Origin of the sequence: Nitratireductor sp. GZWM139 (assembly GCF_030068685.1) — a bacterium.
Lineage (GTDB): Bacteria > Pseudomonadota > Alphaproteobacteria > Rhizobiales > Rhizobiaceae > Nitratireductor > Nitratireductor aquimarinus.
Genome location: NZ_JAMQML010000014.1, coordinates 128,301 through 144,065 on the forward strand (window position 1 = coordinate 128,301; position 15,765 = coordinate 144,065).

13 protein-coding genes are annotated in these 15,765 nt (G+C 62.0%); 6 read left to right on the top strand and 7 right to left on the bottom strand.

Going from position 1 to position 15,765, the window contains the following annotated elements:
* Positions 1–33: 33 nt before the first annotated feature.
* Positions 34–3,120 carry an efflux RND transporter permease subunit gene (locus NDI72_RS17005; RefSeq protein WP_283801103.1) on the bottom strand — a complete coding sequence of 1,029 codons (3,087 nt, stop codon included), beginning with the start codon at positions 3,118–3,120 and terminating at the stop codon, positions 34–36.
* On the bottom strand, positions 3,117–4,292 hold the full coding sequence (locus NDI72_RS17010; RefSeq protein WP_206546485.1) for an efflux RND transporter periplasmic adaptor subunit: 1,176 nt from the start codon (positions 4,290–4,292) through the stop codon (positions 3,117–3,119). Before NDI72_RS17010 ends, NDI72_RS17005 begins: the two co-directional genes overlap by 4 nt.
* Positions 4,293–4,466: 174 nt before the next feature.
* On the opposite strand from NDI72_RS17010, the gene NDI72_RS17015 reads away from it, so the two are divergent.
* Complete coding sequence (locus NDI72_RS17015; RefSeq protein WP_283801104.1) at positions 4,467–5,027, top strand: TetR/AcrR family transcriptional regulator; 561 nt, start codon at positions 4,467–4,469, stop codon at positions 5,025–5,027.
* Between the two features lie 16 nt (positions 5,028–5,043).
* Here NDI72_RS17015 and NDI72_RS17020 read toward each other — a convergent pair whose 3' ends face one another.
* Positions 5,044–6,096, bottom strand: a complete 1,053-nt coding sequence (locus NDI72_RS17020) for a LacI family transcriptional regulator (RefSeq protein ID WP_283801106.1) — start codon at positions 6,094–6,096, stop codon at positions 5,044–5,046.
* A gap of 256 nt (positions 6,097–6,352) precedes the next feature.
* Here NDI72_RS17020 and NDI72_RS17025 point away from each other — a divergent pair, with 256 nt between their 5' ends.
* The 4 genes from NDI72_RS17025 (at position 6,353) to NDI72_RS17040 (ending at position 10,564) form a co-directional block, all read left to right on the top strand.
* Complete coding sequence (locus NDI72_RS17025) at positions 6,353–7,600, top strand: ABC transporter substrate-binding protein (RefSeq protein WP_371685998.1); 1,248 nt, start codon at positions 6,353–6,355, stop codon at positions 7,598–7,600.
* 91 nt (positions 7,601–7,691) lie between these two features.
* Entirely contained in the window at positions 7,692–8,570 is an 879-nt protein-coding gene (locus tag NDI72_RS17030) for a carbohydrate ABC transporter permease (protein WP_113156403.1), read from the top strand.
* Entirely contained in the window at positions 8,567–9,445 is an 879-nt protein-coding gene (locus tag NDI72_RS17035; protein WP_283801107.1) for a carbohydrate ABC transporter permease, read from the top strand. Before NDI72_RS17030 ends, NDI72_RS17035 begins: the two co-directional genes overlap by 4 nt.
* Before the next feature lie 3 nt (positions 9,446–9,448).
* Positions 9,449–10,564 (top strand): ABC transporter ATP-binding protein, encoded by a 1,116-nt coding sequence (locus NDI72_RS17040; protein WP_283801108.1) that lies wholly within the window; start codon positions 9,449–9,451, stop codon positions 10,562–10,564.
* A 5-nt stretch (positions 10,565–10,569) separates the two neighbouring features.
* Here NDI72_RS17040 and NDI72_RS17045 read toward each other — a convergent pair whose 3' ends face one another.
* A complete protein-coding gene (locus NDI72_RS17045; protein WP_113156406.1) occupies positions 10,570–11,583 on the bottom strand; it encodes a 1-aminocyclopropane-1-carboxylate deaminase in 1,014 nt (337 codons plus the stop codon).
* A gap of 145 nt (positions 11,584–11,728) precedes the next feature.
* Between NDI72_RS17045 and NDI72_RS17050 the strand changes: the two genes are divergently transcribed.
* Entirely contained in the window at positions 11,729–12,208 is a 480-nt protein-coding gene (locus tag NDI72_RS17050; protein ID WP_206995849.1) for an Lrp/AsnC family transcriptional regulator, read from the top strand.
* Between the two features lie 16 nt (positions 12,209–12,224).
* On the opposite strand, the gene NDI72_RS17055 is transcribed toward NDI72_RS17050, so the two are convergent.
* The 3 genes from NDI72_RS17055 to NDI72_RS17065 all read right to left on the bottom strand — a co-directional run.
* Positions 12,225–13,355 carry a M20/M25/M40 family metallo-hydrolase gene (locus tag NDI72_RS17055; protein WP_283801109.1) on the bottom strand — a complete coding sequence of 377 codons (1,131 nt, stop codon included), beginning with the start codon at positions 13,353–13,355 and terminating at the stop codon, positions 12,225–12,227.
* A gap of 121 nt (positions 13,356–13,476) precedes the next feature.
* On the bottom strand, positions 13,477–14,640 hold the full coding sequence (locus tag NDI72_RS17060) for a M20 aminoacylase family protein (RefSeq protein WP_283801110.1): 1,164 nt from the start codon (positions 14,638–14,640) through the stop codon (positions 13,477–13,479).
* A gap of 27 nt (positions 14,641–14,667) precedes the next feature.
* Positions 14,668–15,765, bottom strand: a 1,098-nt coding sequence (locus NDI72_RS17065) for an ATP-binding cassette domain-containing protein (protein ID WP_283801111.1), incomplete at its 5' end; no start/stop codon positions are given.

The window sequence follows — 15,765 nt, forward strand, 5'->3', positions numbered from 1 at the left end:
AGCGGGGCAAATCTTTTTGTTTGGAATGGCGATCTAGTGGCCTGCCGGAGCGGGCTGAATTTGCTGGTCTGGATGATCGTCTTCTTCCTGAACCAGCTGCGCCTTCGAAATGTAGGTGTAGAACATCGGAACCACGAACAGCGTGAACATGGTGCCGATGATCAGGCCGGTGAAGATGACCAGACCCATCGAGTAACGCGCCGCGGCACCCGCACCATCCGCGAGGATGAGCGGCACGACGCCCAGCGCCATGGCGGCGGTGGTCATCAGGATCGGGCGCAGACGCACCTTGGCCGAGGCGATGATGGCCTCATGGCGCGACATGCCATGCTCTTCACGCTGCTGGTTGGCGAACTCCACCATCAGAATGCCGTGCTTGGTGATGAGGCCGATCAGCGTGATGAGGCCCACCTGCGTGTAGATGTTCAACGTCGAAAGGCCGAGGTTGAGCGGCAGGAGCGCGCCGAAGATCGACAGCGGCACGGTCATCAGGATGATGAGCGGATCGCGGAAGCTCTCAAACTGCGCCGCAAGCACCAGATAGATCACCACGATGGCGAGCGAGAAGGCAATCACGATCGTGTTGCCCTGCTCCACCTCCAGGCGCGACTGGCCGGAATATTCGATGAAGAAGCCGTCCGGAATGGTGCTCCGGGCAATATCTTCGATCACGGCCAGTCCGTCACCCGTCGAAACGCCCGGCACCGGAAGCGCCGAAATCGTCGCGGAGTTGAGCTGGTTGAACTGCTCGATGGCCGCAGCCGCCACATCGGTCGACACGGTGATCACCGCCGAGAGCGGAACCATTTCGCCCGTTGCGCTGCGCACGAAGAAGTCGCCCAGACGCTCGGGATTGTTCCGGTATTCCTGCGGCACCTGCATGATGATGTCGTAGCTGTTGGAATCGCGGTCGAACTGCGCGACCGATCCGCTGCCGACAAGCAGGCTGAGCGTGCTGCCGATGTCGCTCACCGGAAGGTTGAGCGCGGCTGCGCGATCACGGTCCACCGTCACGACAACCTGCTGCGCATCGTAGGCGAGCGAGTTCTGCACGACGATGAAGCGGCCCGAAGCCTCGGCTTCCGCCTTGATCTTCTCGGCAATTTCGTAGACGCGGGACGAGTCGTCGGTCGACTGGATGACGAGCGAGATCGGCAGGCCACCACCCGCGCCGGGAAGCGAAGGCGGTGCGAAGACCAGAGCCTGAACGCCGGCGATGCCGGAAAGCCGCTGCTGGATATCCTGCTGGATTTCCTTCTGCGACCGTTCACGGTCGGCCCAGTCCTTGAACGCCCAGAGCGCGATGCCCGAATTGGTCTGTCCGCCAATGCCGACAATCGAGAAGTTGGCCTTGAGTTCGGGCAGATCCTTGGTCAGCTCACGCATCTGGTCGGTATAGAGCGTCGTGTAATCGCTCGTCGCGTAAGGAGGCGCGGTGACCAGCGAGAACAGAGCGCCTTCATCTTCTTCCGGCGCAAGTTCGCTGGACGTGTTCATGAACATGAACCCGCTGAGCCCGACGAGAACCAGCACCACCAGAACGGTGATCGGGCGATAGTTGAGCGACCCCTTGACGATCCTCTCATAGAAGTTCGCCAGCCGGTCAAACGTGCTGTCGACGATCTTCTGGAAGCGGCTGTGGTTGCCGCGCTTCAGAATACGCGCCGACATCATCGGCGTGATCGTCAGCGCGACGATGCCCGAGATCACCACCGCACCCGCCAGCGTCATGGCGAATTCGCGGAACAGCGAGCCGGTCAGACCGCCGATGAAGGTGAGCGGTGCGAACACGGCTGCCAGCGTGATGGTCATGGCGATGACCGGGCCGGTGATCTCCTTCATGCCGACAAAGGCGGCGCGGCGGGGCGAAAGCCCCTCCTCGATGTGACGGTGGATGTTCTCCACCACGACGATGGCGTCATCCACCACCAGACCGATGGCCAGAACCATGGCCAGCAGCGACAGAAGGTTGATCGAGTAACCGAGCGCGAACAGCACGAAACACACGCCGATCAGCGAAAGCGGGATCGTGATGATCGGCATGAGAACGGAGCGGAACGAGCCGAGGAACAGAAGAACGATGACGATAACGATCAGCACCGCTTCCATGATCGTCTTGAACACTTCCTCGATGGACGCGCTGATGGAATCGGTCGCATCATAGAGGACTTCAATGGTCATGCCGTCGGGCAGGCTGTCCTGAATGGACGGCAGTTCGGTGAGCACTGCTGCCGACACGTCGAGCGGGTTTGCGCTCGGCGACGGGAAGACGCCGATAAAGGTGCCCGGCTGCCCGTTGAAGTTCACGCGCGTGTCGGTGCTTTCGGCTGCCAGCTCCACATCCGCGACATCACGCAGGCGAACCACCTCGTCACCGACGGCCTTGAGCGGCATCGCGCCAAAGGCTTCCGGCGTCTGAAGCGTGGATTCCATCTGGATGGCGTAGGAGACGTAGTCATTCTCCGTCTTGCCGGGAGCGGCAAGGAAGTTCGACGCGCGAATGCCGGCCAACACTTCAGCCGCCGTCAGCTTGCGCGCCGCAAGGCGCACGGGATCGATCCACACGCGCATCGAGTATTCCGCCGCACCCATGACCTGAACCTCGGCAACGCCGGGGATCGTGGACATGCGCGGACGGATGACGCGTTCAATATATTCGGTGAGCTGCTCGCTCGTCATGTTCGGGTTCTGCATCGCCAGATACATGGTGGCGAACTGCATGCCCGTTCCCTTGACGATGGTCGGGTCCTTGGCGTCCGGCGGCAGATCGCTGCGCACCTCCTGCACCTTGGACATGACCTCGGTCAGCGCGACGTCGGGATCCGATCCGAGGCGCATCTTCACGCTGATCGTGCTGGCGGACGGACGGCTCTGAGAGGTGACATAGTCAACATTCTCGGTCGTCGCGACCGCACGCGCGATCGGGGCCGTGATGAAGCCCTGAATCAGATCGGCGCTCGCGCCGGGATAAATCGTGGTGACGGTGATAACCGTCTCCTCAACCTCCGGGTACTGACGCACCTGGAGATTGAAAAGGCCCTGGAAGCCAAGCAGCAGGATCATGAGGCCGAGAACGGTCGAAAGGACCGGTCGGCGTATGAAGATGTCAGAAAAACTCATTTGTCCGCTGCCTCTTCAGCCTTGCTGTCTTCGGCGTTGGTGTCTTCGGTCGCGGCGTTCTGAGCGCCGGGGGCGCCAGGGTTGATCTGGTTGTCGATCTTCACCGGCGTTCCGTTGGAGAGACGGTTCTGGCCTGCGGTCACGATGATGTCGCCCGGCTCGACGCCGGAGCTGATCTCGATACGGTCGCCGGAGCGACGGCCAACCTTGACGAAGACCTGGCGGGTCTCCAGTTTCTCTTCATCGCCTTCCCCGGCGTCCTTCGGCTTGCGAACCGCGTACACGTAATCGCCGTAGAGGCTGGTGACGACGGCCGTCTGCGGCAGCGAAATGACGCCGTCTTCTTCCGGCAGGATCACGCCAACCTGAACGAACTGGCCGGGGGTGAGCTTGCCAGCGGTGTTGTCGATGCGGGCGCGCACCGAAACGAGGCGGCTCGACGGGTCAACCTTGGGATCGATACCGGTGATCGTGCCTTCAAACACGTCATTGCCGGAGTTCAGCCACAGGCGAACCGGCTGACCGATCTTCAGAAGGCCAAGGCGCTGCTCGGGAACGGTGAAGTCGGCGCGCATGGTCTCGGTGTCCTGCAGCGTGGCGACAATCGTGCCCGGCGAAAGATACTGACCGCGATCAACGCGCGGGATGCCGATCGTGCCGCTGAAAGGCGCGCGAAGCTGGCGCTGCTGCACCACGGCTTCTGCCTTCTCCACCTGTGCGGCGGATGCCTGGGCGGCGGCTTCGGCATTGTCCAGCGAAGCGCCGGAGCTGACACCACGGCTGCGCAGTTCGCGGGCGCGGTCGAGCGCCTGCTTGTCGAGGGCGGCCTGTGTGCGCGAGGCGCTTAAGTCGGCCTGCTGCACATTGTCCTCGAGCTGCAGAAGGATCTGGTCCTTCTCCACCTGCTGGTTTGCCTCGAAGAGGATGTCGGTGACGATGCCCGTGGTCTCCACGGTCAGGTCGACACCCTGATTGGCATTAACCGTGCCAATGGCTTCAATGCTTGGCGTCCACCTGGCCTCTTCCGCTTCGACGGTGGAAACCGTCACGGTGGGAACGGGCATGTTCGCGAAGAACTGCTCGATCGCCTGATCTCGGAACATGTTGAAGCCGACTATTCCGCCTGCGAGAACCGCAAGCAGGACAATGGCAATGAGAAGACGCTTGATCATGTCGTCGGCCCCCGAAGGCGTATCTGAAAAATAATGGTTCGCTTACATAAGAATGGCGGAGATAGCGACGTTGCTGTTCACCCACAAGTGGGGATGGTCACGATCCTGGCTTGCAAACTGCGGGGCATTTACTGTACCGTCTGGACGGTATTGTCAAGACACAGGATAATTGTTGTGGCCAGAACAGCCTCAGGGGCGCGGGAAAAGATCCTGGCAGCGGCGGCGGAGATTGTCCGTGAGGCCGGCGCCGGGAACATGTCACTCGACGCGGTCGCAGCACGGGCAGGCGTTTCCAAGGGCGGCCTGCTCTATCATTTTTCCAGCAAGGCGAAGCTGTTCGAAGCCATGGTGGAAGAGTTCGTATCCGAGGAATATGAGCGCTTTCAGGAGCGCCAGAAGCATCACGAAGGCGGCGCCAATGGCGGCGTCCATGCCTATCTCGATCTCTTTGTCGATGACCGCAAGAAGTGCCAGCCGCCGCCCTCCGGCCTGCTGGCCGCCCTTGCCGAGAACCCGGATTTTCTAAAACCGGTTCAGGCCTATGAGCGTGAGATTCTGGACCAGATGCGCGCCACGGCAAGCGACCCCGCGCTGGCCGTCATCACCCTTCTCGTCGTGCATGGCGTCCGGGCGATGGAGCTGCTTTCCATCAACGTGGTGAACAATCAGGAAATTTCCGAAACGGTCGCCGCCCTGCGCGGCATGCTCGACGGCCAGACGCCACAGCCAGCCTGAGTCGTTTTCGGGTTCGTCAGGCGCTTTGCCGCGCTCCCACTGCCGCGCGCGTGCCATGGCTGCGGTCTGCAAAACGCGGGATCGGCTCCTGCAGATGCTGCAAGGCGCTGACCGGCTCGCCGGCGATGCGCCGCACGAGCAACCGCCCCAGCAATTCGCCCGCCTCTGCAATGTCCTCATAGACGGAATCCACGCGCGGACGCACCTCGTCATAGAGCTGCGAAGTCTGCTTGACGACGAGGTCAAAGTCCTCGCCCACCTTCAGCCCCCGGTCGCTCAGCGCCGCCATGATGGAGAGCGCCGAGACCTCGCCCGCGCACACCACGCCGTCAGGCGGAGCGGGCTGTTCAAGCCGCCAGCCCAGCCACGCGTAGAGATCGGCCGCGCTGCTGTCGAGATTGATCTCGGCGGGCAGTTCCCATTCGACGCCGTTTTCGGCAGCGGCGGCAAGAAAGCCGTCGCGCAGATATCGGTGAAAGGTGAAACGCTGCGGCGGCAGGATAAGCGCGAGGCGTCGCCTGCCCTTCGCGACAAGACGCTCCACCGCCATGCGGGCAAAGCCCGCATTGTCGTAATCGACGAAGGCGTGCTCGATCCCAAGATCGGTGCGCCCATGGGAGACGAACGGAAAATCGTTTTCGACCAGAAGCTTTACGCGCGGATCATCCGGTTCGGTACGCGAGAAGACGACGCCATCCGCCGTGCGGTTGCGCAGGATGTATTCGATCGGATCGAGCGTGGGCGCTTCGGCGAAATGCGGCGTGATCACCAGATGATACTGCGTATCGCGCAGGGCGCGTGTGAGACCGCTGATCATGGAAGTGGAGAAGCCAAGCAGCTCGTCATGCGGGTCGAGCACGAAGCTGATGACATTGGTGCGGCCCGTGCGCAGATGGCGTGCCGCGCGGTCTGGCTGATAGCCGATCTCGCGCGCCACGCGCTGAACGCGCTGGCGCGTCTCAAGCGCAATCTGCGGCGCGTCGAGCAGCGCCCGCGAAACCGTGGTGACGGCAAGCCCGGTAATCTCTGCGATGGTGCGCAGCGTCGGTCGGTCGGATCGGCGCGCCATGTCAGGCTCCACCGGCAGACGTCATCCAGCCCCCGGACGCGTCTGAATTTCTGATTTTGTTCATTTCAATCGATATAAATCGGATCATTTGCGCTCGAGGCGCGACCTGCCTGTTGTGATTTCGTTTTGAGTTTCAACGTTCTACCTCCTTCCGCCAATCAGACAAGAAACTGATTGACCTTCCCCGGATTTATAACGTTATAAATATATAGATCGCAGAGGAGCAAGCGATCCCATTGGGAGGAGTATCATGATCATTCGCAAATTCGCCGCGCTTGCGGCGGGAGCAGCCGTTCTTTCCCTCACCGCTGGCAGTGCCATGGCCGAAGACAATGTCGAGGTTCTGCACTGGTGGACTTCGGGTGGCGAGGCAGCCGCGTTGAACGTGCTCAAAGAAGATCTGGAATCCAAGGGCGTGACCTGGCAGGACATGCCGGTGGCCGGCGGCGGCGGTGAAGCCGCGATGACCGCCCTGCGCGCCCGCGTGACCGCCGGCAACGCGCCGACTGCCGTGCAGATGCTCGGTTTCGACATTCTCGACTGGGCCGAACAGGGCGTGGTCGGCAATCTCAACGACGTCGCCGAAGAAGAGGGTTGGGCCGAAGTGGTTCCCGCCGCCCTTCAGAATTTCTCCAAATATGACGGCAACTGGATTGCCTCGCCGGTCAACGTCCATTCCACCAACTGGGTCTGGATCAACAAGGCCGCGCTCGATGCTGCCGGCGGCAAGGCCCCGGAAACCTGGGAAGAGCTCGTCGCCGTGCTCGACAAGATGAAGGAGAACGGCATCACCCCGCTCGCCCATGGCGGTCAGCCCTGGCAGGACGCCACGGTGTTCGAGGCGGTGGTGCTTTCTCTGGGCAACGACTTCTACAAGTCTGCCCTCAACGATCTTGATCCCGAGGCGCTTGGCTCCGACAAGATGAAGGAAGCCTTCGACCGCATGGCCACGCTGCGCACCTATGTGGACGACAATTTCTCCGGTCGCGACTGGAACCTGGCCTCCGCCATGGTGATCGAGGGCACCGGCGGCATGCAGATGATGGGCGACTGGGCCAAGGGCGAATTCCTCAAGGCCGGCAAGAAGCCGGGCGAGGACTTCGTCTGCATCCGCTTCCCCGGCACGCAGGGTTCCGTGACCTTCAACTCCGACCAGTTCGTCATGTTCCAGGTGGGTGAAGACAAGCAGAAGGCCCAGAAGATGATGGCGTCTTCCGTCATGAACCCGGAATTCCAGTCCGCCTTCAATGTGGTGAAGGGCTCGGTACCCGCACGCACCGACGTGCCCAACGAGGCCTTTGACGATTGCGGCAAGAAGGGCATGGCCGATCTTGCGGAAGCCAATGCCAGCGGTTCGCTGTTCGGCTCCATGGCCCATGGTCATGGCGCGCCGGCTGCGGTGAAGAACGCGGTGAACGATGTGGTCACGCAGCACTTCAACGGTGACCTCACGTCGGAAGAAGCAGTCGAAGAGCTTCAGAACGCCGTCGCTGCCGCACAGTAAAACAGGCCAGTGCAACGCATCGTCAGGCGGGGTCTTCGCTCCGCCTGGCTGATCCGGCTGCCGCGCCGCACCGTTCAACGGGAAGCCCCGCATGAACCGCAATCGCCTGCAGGAGATCATTCCGCGCCTGGTGCTCAGCCCGAGCATGGCGCTGATCCTGATCTTCGTCTACGCCTTCATTCTCTACACCTTCTACCTGTCGATGACCGACTCGCGCATGCTGCCGTCCTACGGCTTTGTCGGTTTCGAAAACTACGAGAAATTATGGAACTTACGCCACTGGTGGCGGGCGCTCACCAATCTGGCGATCTTCGGCACTCTTTATATAGTGATCTGCTCGGTGCTCGGTCTGTTTCTGGCGATCCTGCTCGACCAGAAGATCCGCGGCGAAGGCTTCCTGCGTCCCATCTATCTCTATCCGATGGCGCTCTCCTTCATCGTCACCGGCACGGCCTGGAAATGGTTTCTCGATCCGGGCATCGGTCTTGAGAACACCATGCATCAATGGGGCTGGGCGAGTTTCGAGTTCGCCTGGATCAAGGACCGGACACTGGCCATCTACACGGTGGTGATCGCCGCTGTCTGGCAATCCTCCGGCTTTGTCATGGCCATGTTCCTTGCGGGCCTGCGCGGCGTCGACAGCGAGATCATCAAGGCCGCTCAGATGGACGGCGCGTCGAACGTCACCATCTATCGCCGCATCATCATCCCCATGATGCGCCCCGTCTTTCTTTCCGCCTTCGTGGTGCTCGCGCATCTGGCGATCAAGTCCTACGATCTGGTCGTGGCGCTCACAGGCGGCGGCCCCGGTCAGGCGACCGAACTGCCGGCAACCTTCATGTATTCCTACACCTTCACCCGCAACCAGATGGGCATCGGCGCGTCGTCAGCCATCATCATGCTGGTGATGATCTTCTCGATCATCATTCCCTATCTCTATTCCGAGCTGAAACCGGGGAGGCAGAGATGAGCGCCGGGAAAACCGTTGGCGTCAGCGGCAACAGGCTTGCCCGCGCCCTGCTCTACACCGTGCTGATCGTCTGCGCGGTCTATTATCTCCTGCCGCTCTACGTGATGCTGGTCAATTCGGTGAAGCCGCTGGACGAGATCCGTCAGGGCAACATGCTTGCGCTGCCGGACATCTTTACGCTCGAGCCATGGGCCAAAGCCTGGTCGAGCGCTCAGATTGGGGTGCAGCCGACCGGGCTGAAACCCTATTTTTTCAACTCCATCCTGATGGTGGTGCCGGCGGTGGCCATCTCCACCGTTCTGGGCGCGCTCAACGGTTATGTGCTCACCAAATGGCGTTTCCGGGGCGACGACATCGTCTTCGGGCTCATCCTTCTGTCCTGCTTCATCCCGTTCCAGATCGCGCTCATTCCCGCAGCGCGCATTCTGGGCATGCTGGGCATTGCCGGCACGACGCAGGGGCTTGTTCTCATCCACGTGGTCTACGGGCTGGGCTTCACCACGCTCTTCTTCCGCAACTACTACGCCGCCTTCCCCACCGAGCTGGTACGCGCGGCGCAGATCGACGGCGCTGGCTTCTTCCAGATCTTCCGGCGCATTCTCCTGCCGTCTTCCGCGCCGATCATCGTCGTCACGGTGATCTGGCAGTTCACGAACATCTGGAACGACTTCCTGTTTGGCGTGTCGTTTGGCGATTTCGACTCCCAGCCGATGACGGTGGCGCTCAACAATCTCGTGTCATCGTCGGGCGGCGTGAAGGAGTACAACGTCCATTTCGCCGGCGCGATCCTCGCCGCACTCCCCACGCTCGTCGTCTACATTGTCTCCGGACGCTATTTCGTGCGCGGCCTCATGGCCGGCGCCGTCAAAGGATAAGCCATGGCCTTTCTCAAGATCGACAATCTCAGGAAATCCTTCGGCAAGGTCGATGTGCTCAAGGGCATCGATCTGGAGATCGAGGAAGGCGGGTTTCTGGTTCTCGTCGGCCCGTCCGGCTGCGGTAAGTCCACCCTGCTCAACACCATTGCCGGGCTCGAGCCCATCACCAGCGGTTCGATCAGCATCAATGGCAAGGTGGTCAACGACCTGCACCCCTCGCAGCGCGACATCGCCATGGTGTTCCAGTCCTACGCGCTCTACCCCAACATGACGGTGGCCGAAAACATCGGCTTTGGCATGGAAATCCGCGGCGTCCCCAAGGCGGAGCGCGATGCGGCCATCGCCAAAGTGGCCGAGACGCTGCAGATCGGCGCGCTGCTCAACCGCAAGCCGAGCCAGCTTTCAGGCGGCCAGCGCCAGCGTGTCGCCATGGGCCGCGCGCTGGTGCGCGATCCGATGGTGTTCCTGTTCGATGAGCCGCTTTCCAATCTCGACGCCAAGCTCAGGGTCGACATGCGCACCGAGATCAAGCGCCTGCATCAGCGCATGGGCACCACCATCGTCTATGTCACGCATGACCAGATCGAGGCGATGACGCTGGCTACCAAAATCGCCGTGCTCAAGGACGGCGTTCTGCAGCAATTCGGCACGCCGGCTGAAATCTACAACACGCCCAACAACCTCTTCGTCGCCGATTTCATGGGCTCGCCTTCCATGAACCTCATCCCCGCAAAGGTGAAGGCCAGCGGCGGAGATGTGGCCATCATGATGGAGCGCGACGAGGGCGAGCCGCTTGCCCTGCCCTTCGCCGGCGCCAATGGCGCGCTTGCCGGGCGCGACGGTCAGGACGTGGTGTTCGGCATCCGGCCCGAAGCGCTGACCGATCCGGACAGCGCCGACCGCAATGCGCGCCATGTGAGCGAACTCGACTGCGACATCGAGGTGATCGAGCCGGCTGGCTCCGACACATTCGCCGTCACACGGCTCGGTGGTCGTGAGATCGTCGCGCGGCTTCGCGCCGACGCACCCATTTCGGCCGGGCAGACAGCCCGCCTCGCCTTCAATCTCGACAAGGCGCTGCTGTTCGACCCGGAAACCGAAGCGCGGATCATTTAAGATGCTTATCCGTTGCGGAAGGCGTAGCTGTAGCCATTGATGGCCGGCACGCCGCCCAGATGCGCGTAAAGCACTTTCGAACCTTCGGGAAAGTAGCCCTTCTTCACGAGGTCGATCATGCCCTGCATGGATTTGCCCTCATAGACCGGATCGGTGATCATGCCTTCCAGCCGCGCGCAGAGGCGGATCGCCTCCTTCGTTTCTTCCGAAGGCACGCCATAGGCGGGATACGCATAGTCCTCCACCAGAACCAGATCATCATCCTCGATCTCGCGGCCGAGTTCCACCAGCTTCGCCGTGTTGCGCGCGATCTCCAGCACCTGGGCGCGCGTCTGGTCCGGCGTGCCCGAGGCGTCGATGCCGATCACATTGCGGGCGCGGCCATCGGCGGCAAACCCCACCAGCATGCCGGCATGGGTGGAGCCCGTCACCGTGCACACGACAATATAGTCGAAGGTGAAGCCGAGTTCGGCCTCCTGCGCGCGCACCTCTTCGGCAAAGCCCACATAGCCAAGCCCGCCATATTTGTGCACCGATGCGCCGGCGGGGATCGGATAGGGCCTGCCGCCCTTTGCCTCCACGTCCTTCAGGGCGTCTTCCCAGCTTTGCCGGATGCCGATATCGAACCCTTCGTCGACCATCTGCACATCCGCGCCCATCACGCGGCTTAAGAGAATGTTGCCCACGCGGTCGTAGACGGCATCTTCGTGCGGCACCCAGCTTTCCTGCACCAACCGGCATTTGAAGCCGATCCGTGCAGCCGTGGCCGCAACCATGCGCGTGTGGTTCGACTGCACGCCGCCGATGGAAACCAGCGTGTCCGCGCCAGAGGCGATGGCGTCGGGCACGATGTATTCCAGCTTGCGCAGCTTGTTGCCGCCGAAGGCGAGGCCCGAATTGCAGTCCTCCCGTTTTGCATAAAGCGCGACCCCGCCGCCCAGATGCGCCGAGAGACGTTCCAGTTTTTCGATATGGGTGGGACCGAAGGTGAGCGGGTAACGCTCGAATTTTTCCAGCATGGCAGACCTTTCCAGAAGTTGGATCGTGGCGGAAAGGCTAGCCAAAAACCGAAGAAAGGTGCTTCCATAGTTTCATGAAGTTTGAAGCAGAAAGACGGCACAGTTTTTTGACGATGCTTCGAACCGCCAAAATTATGAGGAAGATATGGAAGAACCTTCCGCAGGCACGGAACTCGACCGCACCGACATGCGCATTCTGCGCCATCTTCAGCGAGACGGGCGGTTGAGCAATGCCGATCTGGCAAAGCGCGTTGGGGTCAGCGCGGCCACCTGCCATCGCCGCACCGAGCGGCTGTTCAGGGATGGCTATGTTCGCGGCGTCCACGCCTCAGTCGCGCCTGAGCATGTCGGGCGCGGCGCGCTGGTCATGGTCGGCGTGGTGCTCGACCGTTCAACGCCGGAGAGCTTCTCCGCGTTTGAAGCCGCCATCCGCGAACTGCCGTTCATCCTCGACTGCCATCTGGTCGCCGGCGATTTTGACTACTTCCTCAAGATAAGGGTGCGCGACATGGCCGATTTCAACCGGCTGCACGGCAGCCAGCTGATCGCGCTGCCCGGCGTCCGCCAGACCCGCACCTTCTTCGTGATGAAAGAGGTGGTGGACGGCGCAGCGCTCGATTTCTGAGCGCCGCGCCGGCTCCTTATTTCAGCCGCGTCAGAAGTCCCGCCATCAGCTGTGCGCGTTCGACAAGGCTGTCGATCTGGATGTGTTCGCCAAGCGTGTGCAGGCCCGCGCCGCGCACGCCGATGGAATCGAGCGTCGGTATGCCGAGCGCGCCGGTGAAATTGCCATCAGAGCCGCCGCCGGCGCTGGCGTGGGTCAGGTCGAAGCCGATCTCATCGGCAACGCCGCGCGCGACGTCGTAGACGGCCATGGTTCCGGCGTCCGGCTCCCAGACGGGGCGGGTCACGCCACGCGTCACCTCGATCACCACATCGTTCTCCTCGCCCGAAAGCGCGAGCATGCGCTCGATGCCGCGGTCGAGATCGGCCTGGCGCTTGGCCATGGAAAGCACTTCCGCATCGCAGAAGGACGAGACGCAGTTGACCCACTGGCCCGCATGAACCACGCCCACCGAGAAGGTGCAGTCGTCGCCGGTCATGCTCTCGATTTCGAGTATCTTGCGCGCCATGGCGGCGATGGCCGAGCGGCCATCCTTGAGCGCCCAGCCGGCATGGCTCGGACGGCCCGACGTTTTCACATTGTAACGGGCGATGGCGTAGCGGCCGGTCACGGCCCCGCCATCCTCGCGCGCGGGTTCGGGCACCAGAACGATCTTGTTCTTGCGCGCCTCCATCTCGATCAGCTCACGCGTCGATGGCGTGCCCACCTCTTCGTCGGGCGTGAACAGCACCGTGATCGGCAGCGGGGTCTCGATACCCGCGAGAATGAGCTGGCGGATCGCCTCGATGCTCACATAGTTGCCGCCCTTCATGTCCTGAATGCCGGGGCCGTAGCAGCGGCCATCCTCGATGCGCCAGGGGTTCTTCTCCAGCGTGCCGATGGGATGAACCGTGTCGAGATGGCCGGAGATCAGAATGCCGGGCTTGCCGAAGTCCTGGTGCGGAAAGCGCGCGCGCACCGAACCGCCAAAACCCATGCGGCCGGGAATGCGCTCGATCTCCGCGCCCACGGCGGCAAGCTCATAGGCGGCGAGGTCCATCATGCGGTCCACCGCAGCCGCATCGAATGTCGGGCTCTCGCAGAGGATCCAGGGTTTGAGCCCGGCCAGCATGGTGTCCGTGTCGAATGGCAGGTTCTTGAAATTCATGGTCTGTATCCTGAACTGGAGCAATTCCAGGAAAAGTGGAAACCGGTTTTCGTTCGGAATTGCGAAAAAACAATGGGTTGGAGCGTTTCCGCGTTTCAGCGAAAACGCGCTCGTGGCTGGCTCAGAGCGGAAGGCGCTTTTCGACGATGCGGGCCATGATGCTCGCACCCACGGGCAGAATCCCGTCATCGAGAATGAAGCCCGGATTGTGAACCGGGATCGAACCCTTGTGGCCGAGCGTGCAATAGGCCCCGGGAACCGCCTTCAGCATGTCGGCGAAGTCCTCGCTGCCCGTGACCAGCTCCCTGGTGATGGTCGCATTGTCCTGGCCGACAATCTCGGCCGCCGCCTCGCGATAGGCTTCGGAAAGGTCGGCGTCGTTCATCAGCACGTCGAAGACGGGGCGCAGGTCCGGAACGATTTCCACGTCGTAGCTCGTGGCAAAACCGGCGCAGAGCTTTTCGACCCGCTCATGGATCAGGTCGCGCACCTCGTCGAAGAAATAGCGGATGGTGCCCGAGATCACCGCCTTGTCCGGTACCACATTATAGGCCGAGCCGGAATGGATCTGCGTGACGGAGAGAACGGCCGGCTGCGTCGGCTGCACATTGCGGCTGACGATGGATTGCAGGCTCTGCACCAGCGCCGTGGCAATGACGATGGGATCGCGCGCATGGTGGGGCATCGCGCCATGGCTGCCGACGCCGTTGATGGTGATGTCGAAAAAGGTCGCGCCGGCCATCGCCGGTCCCGGCTTGACGCCGAATTTGTTCGGCTCCGCGAGCGGATTGTTGTGCATGCCATAGACTTCGTCGCAGGGGAACTTGTCGAACAGCCCGTCGGCCAACATGGCGCGCGCGCCGCCAAGCCCCTCCTCCGCCGGTTGGAAGATCATGATCGCACGGCCGGCAAAGTCGCGCGCTTCGGCCAGATAGCGCGCCGCGCCCAGAAGCATGGTGGTGTGGCTGTCATGCCCGCAGCCATGAAACGCGCCGGGGTTTTTCGAGGCGTAGGGAAGATTGGTCAGCTCATCCATGGGAAGCGCATCCATGTCGGCGCGCAGGCCAATGGTGCGGTCGCCTTCCTTCTTGCCCTTGATGACGCCGATAACCCCGGTCTTGCCGAGCCCGGTGTGAACTTCGTCCACACCCCACTTCTTCAGAAGCTCCGCCACGATGCCCGATGTGCGGACTTCCTCGAAGCCGATTTCGGGGTGCTGGTGGAAGTCGCGGCGGATCTCCGTCAGCTCATCTGAGTAATCAGCGATTTTCGGCAAAACGGGCATTTTTTCTCCAAACTGACGCTTTTCACGTCAAACGGTCTGCAATTCTCTGAAATTGGCGAAATCCCACTGACGCCCGGGCGCTGCCTCGATCAGCGCGCGGGTGTAGGCGTGTCTGGGGGCGGAAAGCACATTGGCGGCGCTGTCATGTTCAACGACCCGCCCATGCTGCATCACAACCACCTCGTCGCAGATCTGCGCGGCGACACGCAGATCATGGGTGATGAAAAGAATGGCGATGCCGAGTTTCTGCTGAAGTTCGTCCAGAAGATCGAGCACCTGCGCCTGAACGGAAACATCGAGCGCCGAGACCGCCTCATCGGCCACCAGCACATCCGGCTCCATGGCAACGGCGCGCGCGATGGCGACGCGCTGGCGCTGGCCGCCGGAAAACTGGTGCGGGTAGCGGTCGATGGCGTCGTCGGGCAGACCAACGAGTTTCAGGAGTTCACGCGCCCGCGAAAGTGCTGCCTTGCGCTCTGTTCCCATATTGAGCGGTCCCTCGACGAGGCTGCGCCCGATGGTCCATCGCGGGTTCAGCGAGCGGAAGGGATCCTGAAAAACGATCTGGATGTGACGGCGCAGCGGCTGAAGCGCACGACGTGAAAGCGTGGCGATCTCATGGTCGGCAACGCGGATCTCGCCCTCCGTCGGATCGATCAGCCGCATGATGCAGCGCGCGACGGTGGATTTGCCCGAGCCGCTTTCGCCGACAATACCGAGCGTGCGCCCGCGCGGAATGGCGAAGTTCACATCGGTGGCCGCTTTTGTGGGTTCGCTCCGTTTGAACACGCCATGCGCGCCATAAACCTTCTGCAGCCCGCTTACCGAGAGAACCGCTTCCCCGCCGGGCGCATCGCGCGCGGCGCGCGGGGTGAGGCTCGGCACGGCCTGAAGAAGCTCGCGCGTGTATTCCTCCTGCGGGTGGCGCAGCAATTGCTCGACCGGGGCCTGTTCGACGATCTTGCCAAGCTTCATCACGTGAACGGTGTCGGCAATCTCGGCCACCACGCCCATATCATGCGTGATGAAGAGAACGGCGGTGCCGTGCTTTTCCTGAAGCTCGGCGATGAGGGTCAGGATCGGTTCTGTTGCAAACTTTCCGCTTACGGGCGGCGTGGCATAGGT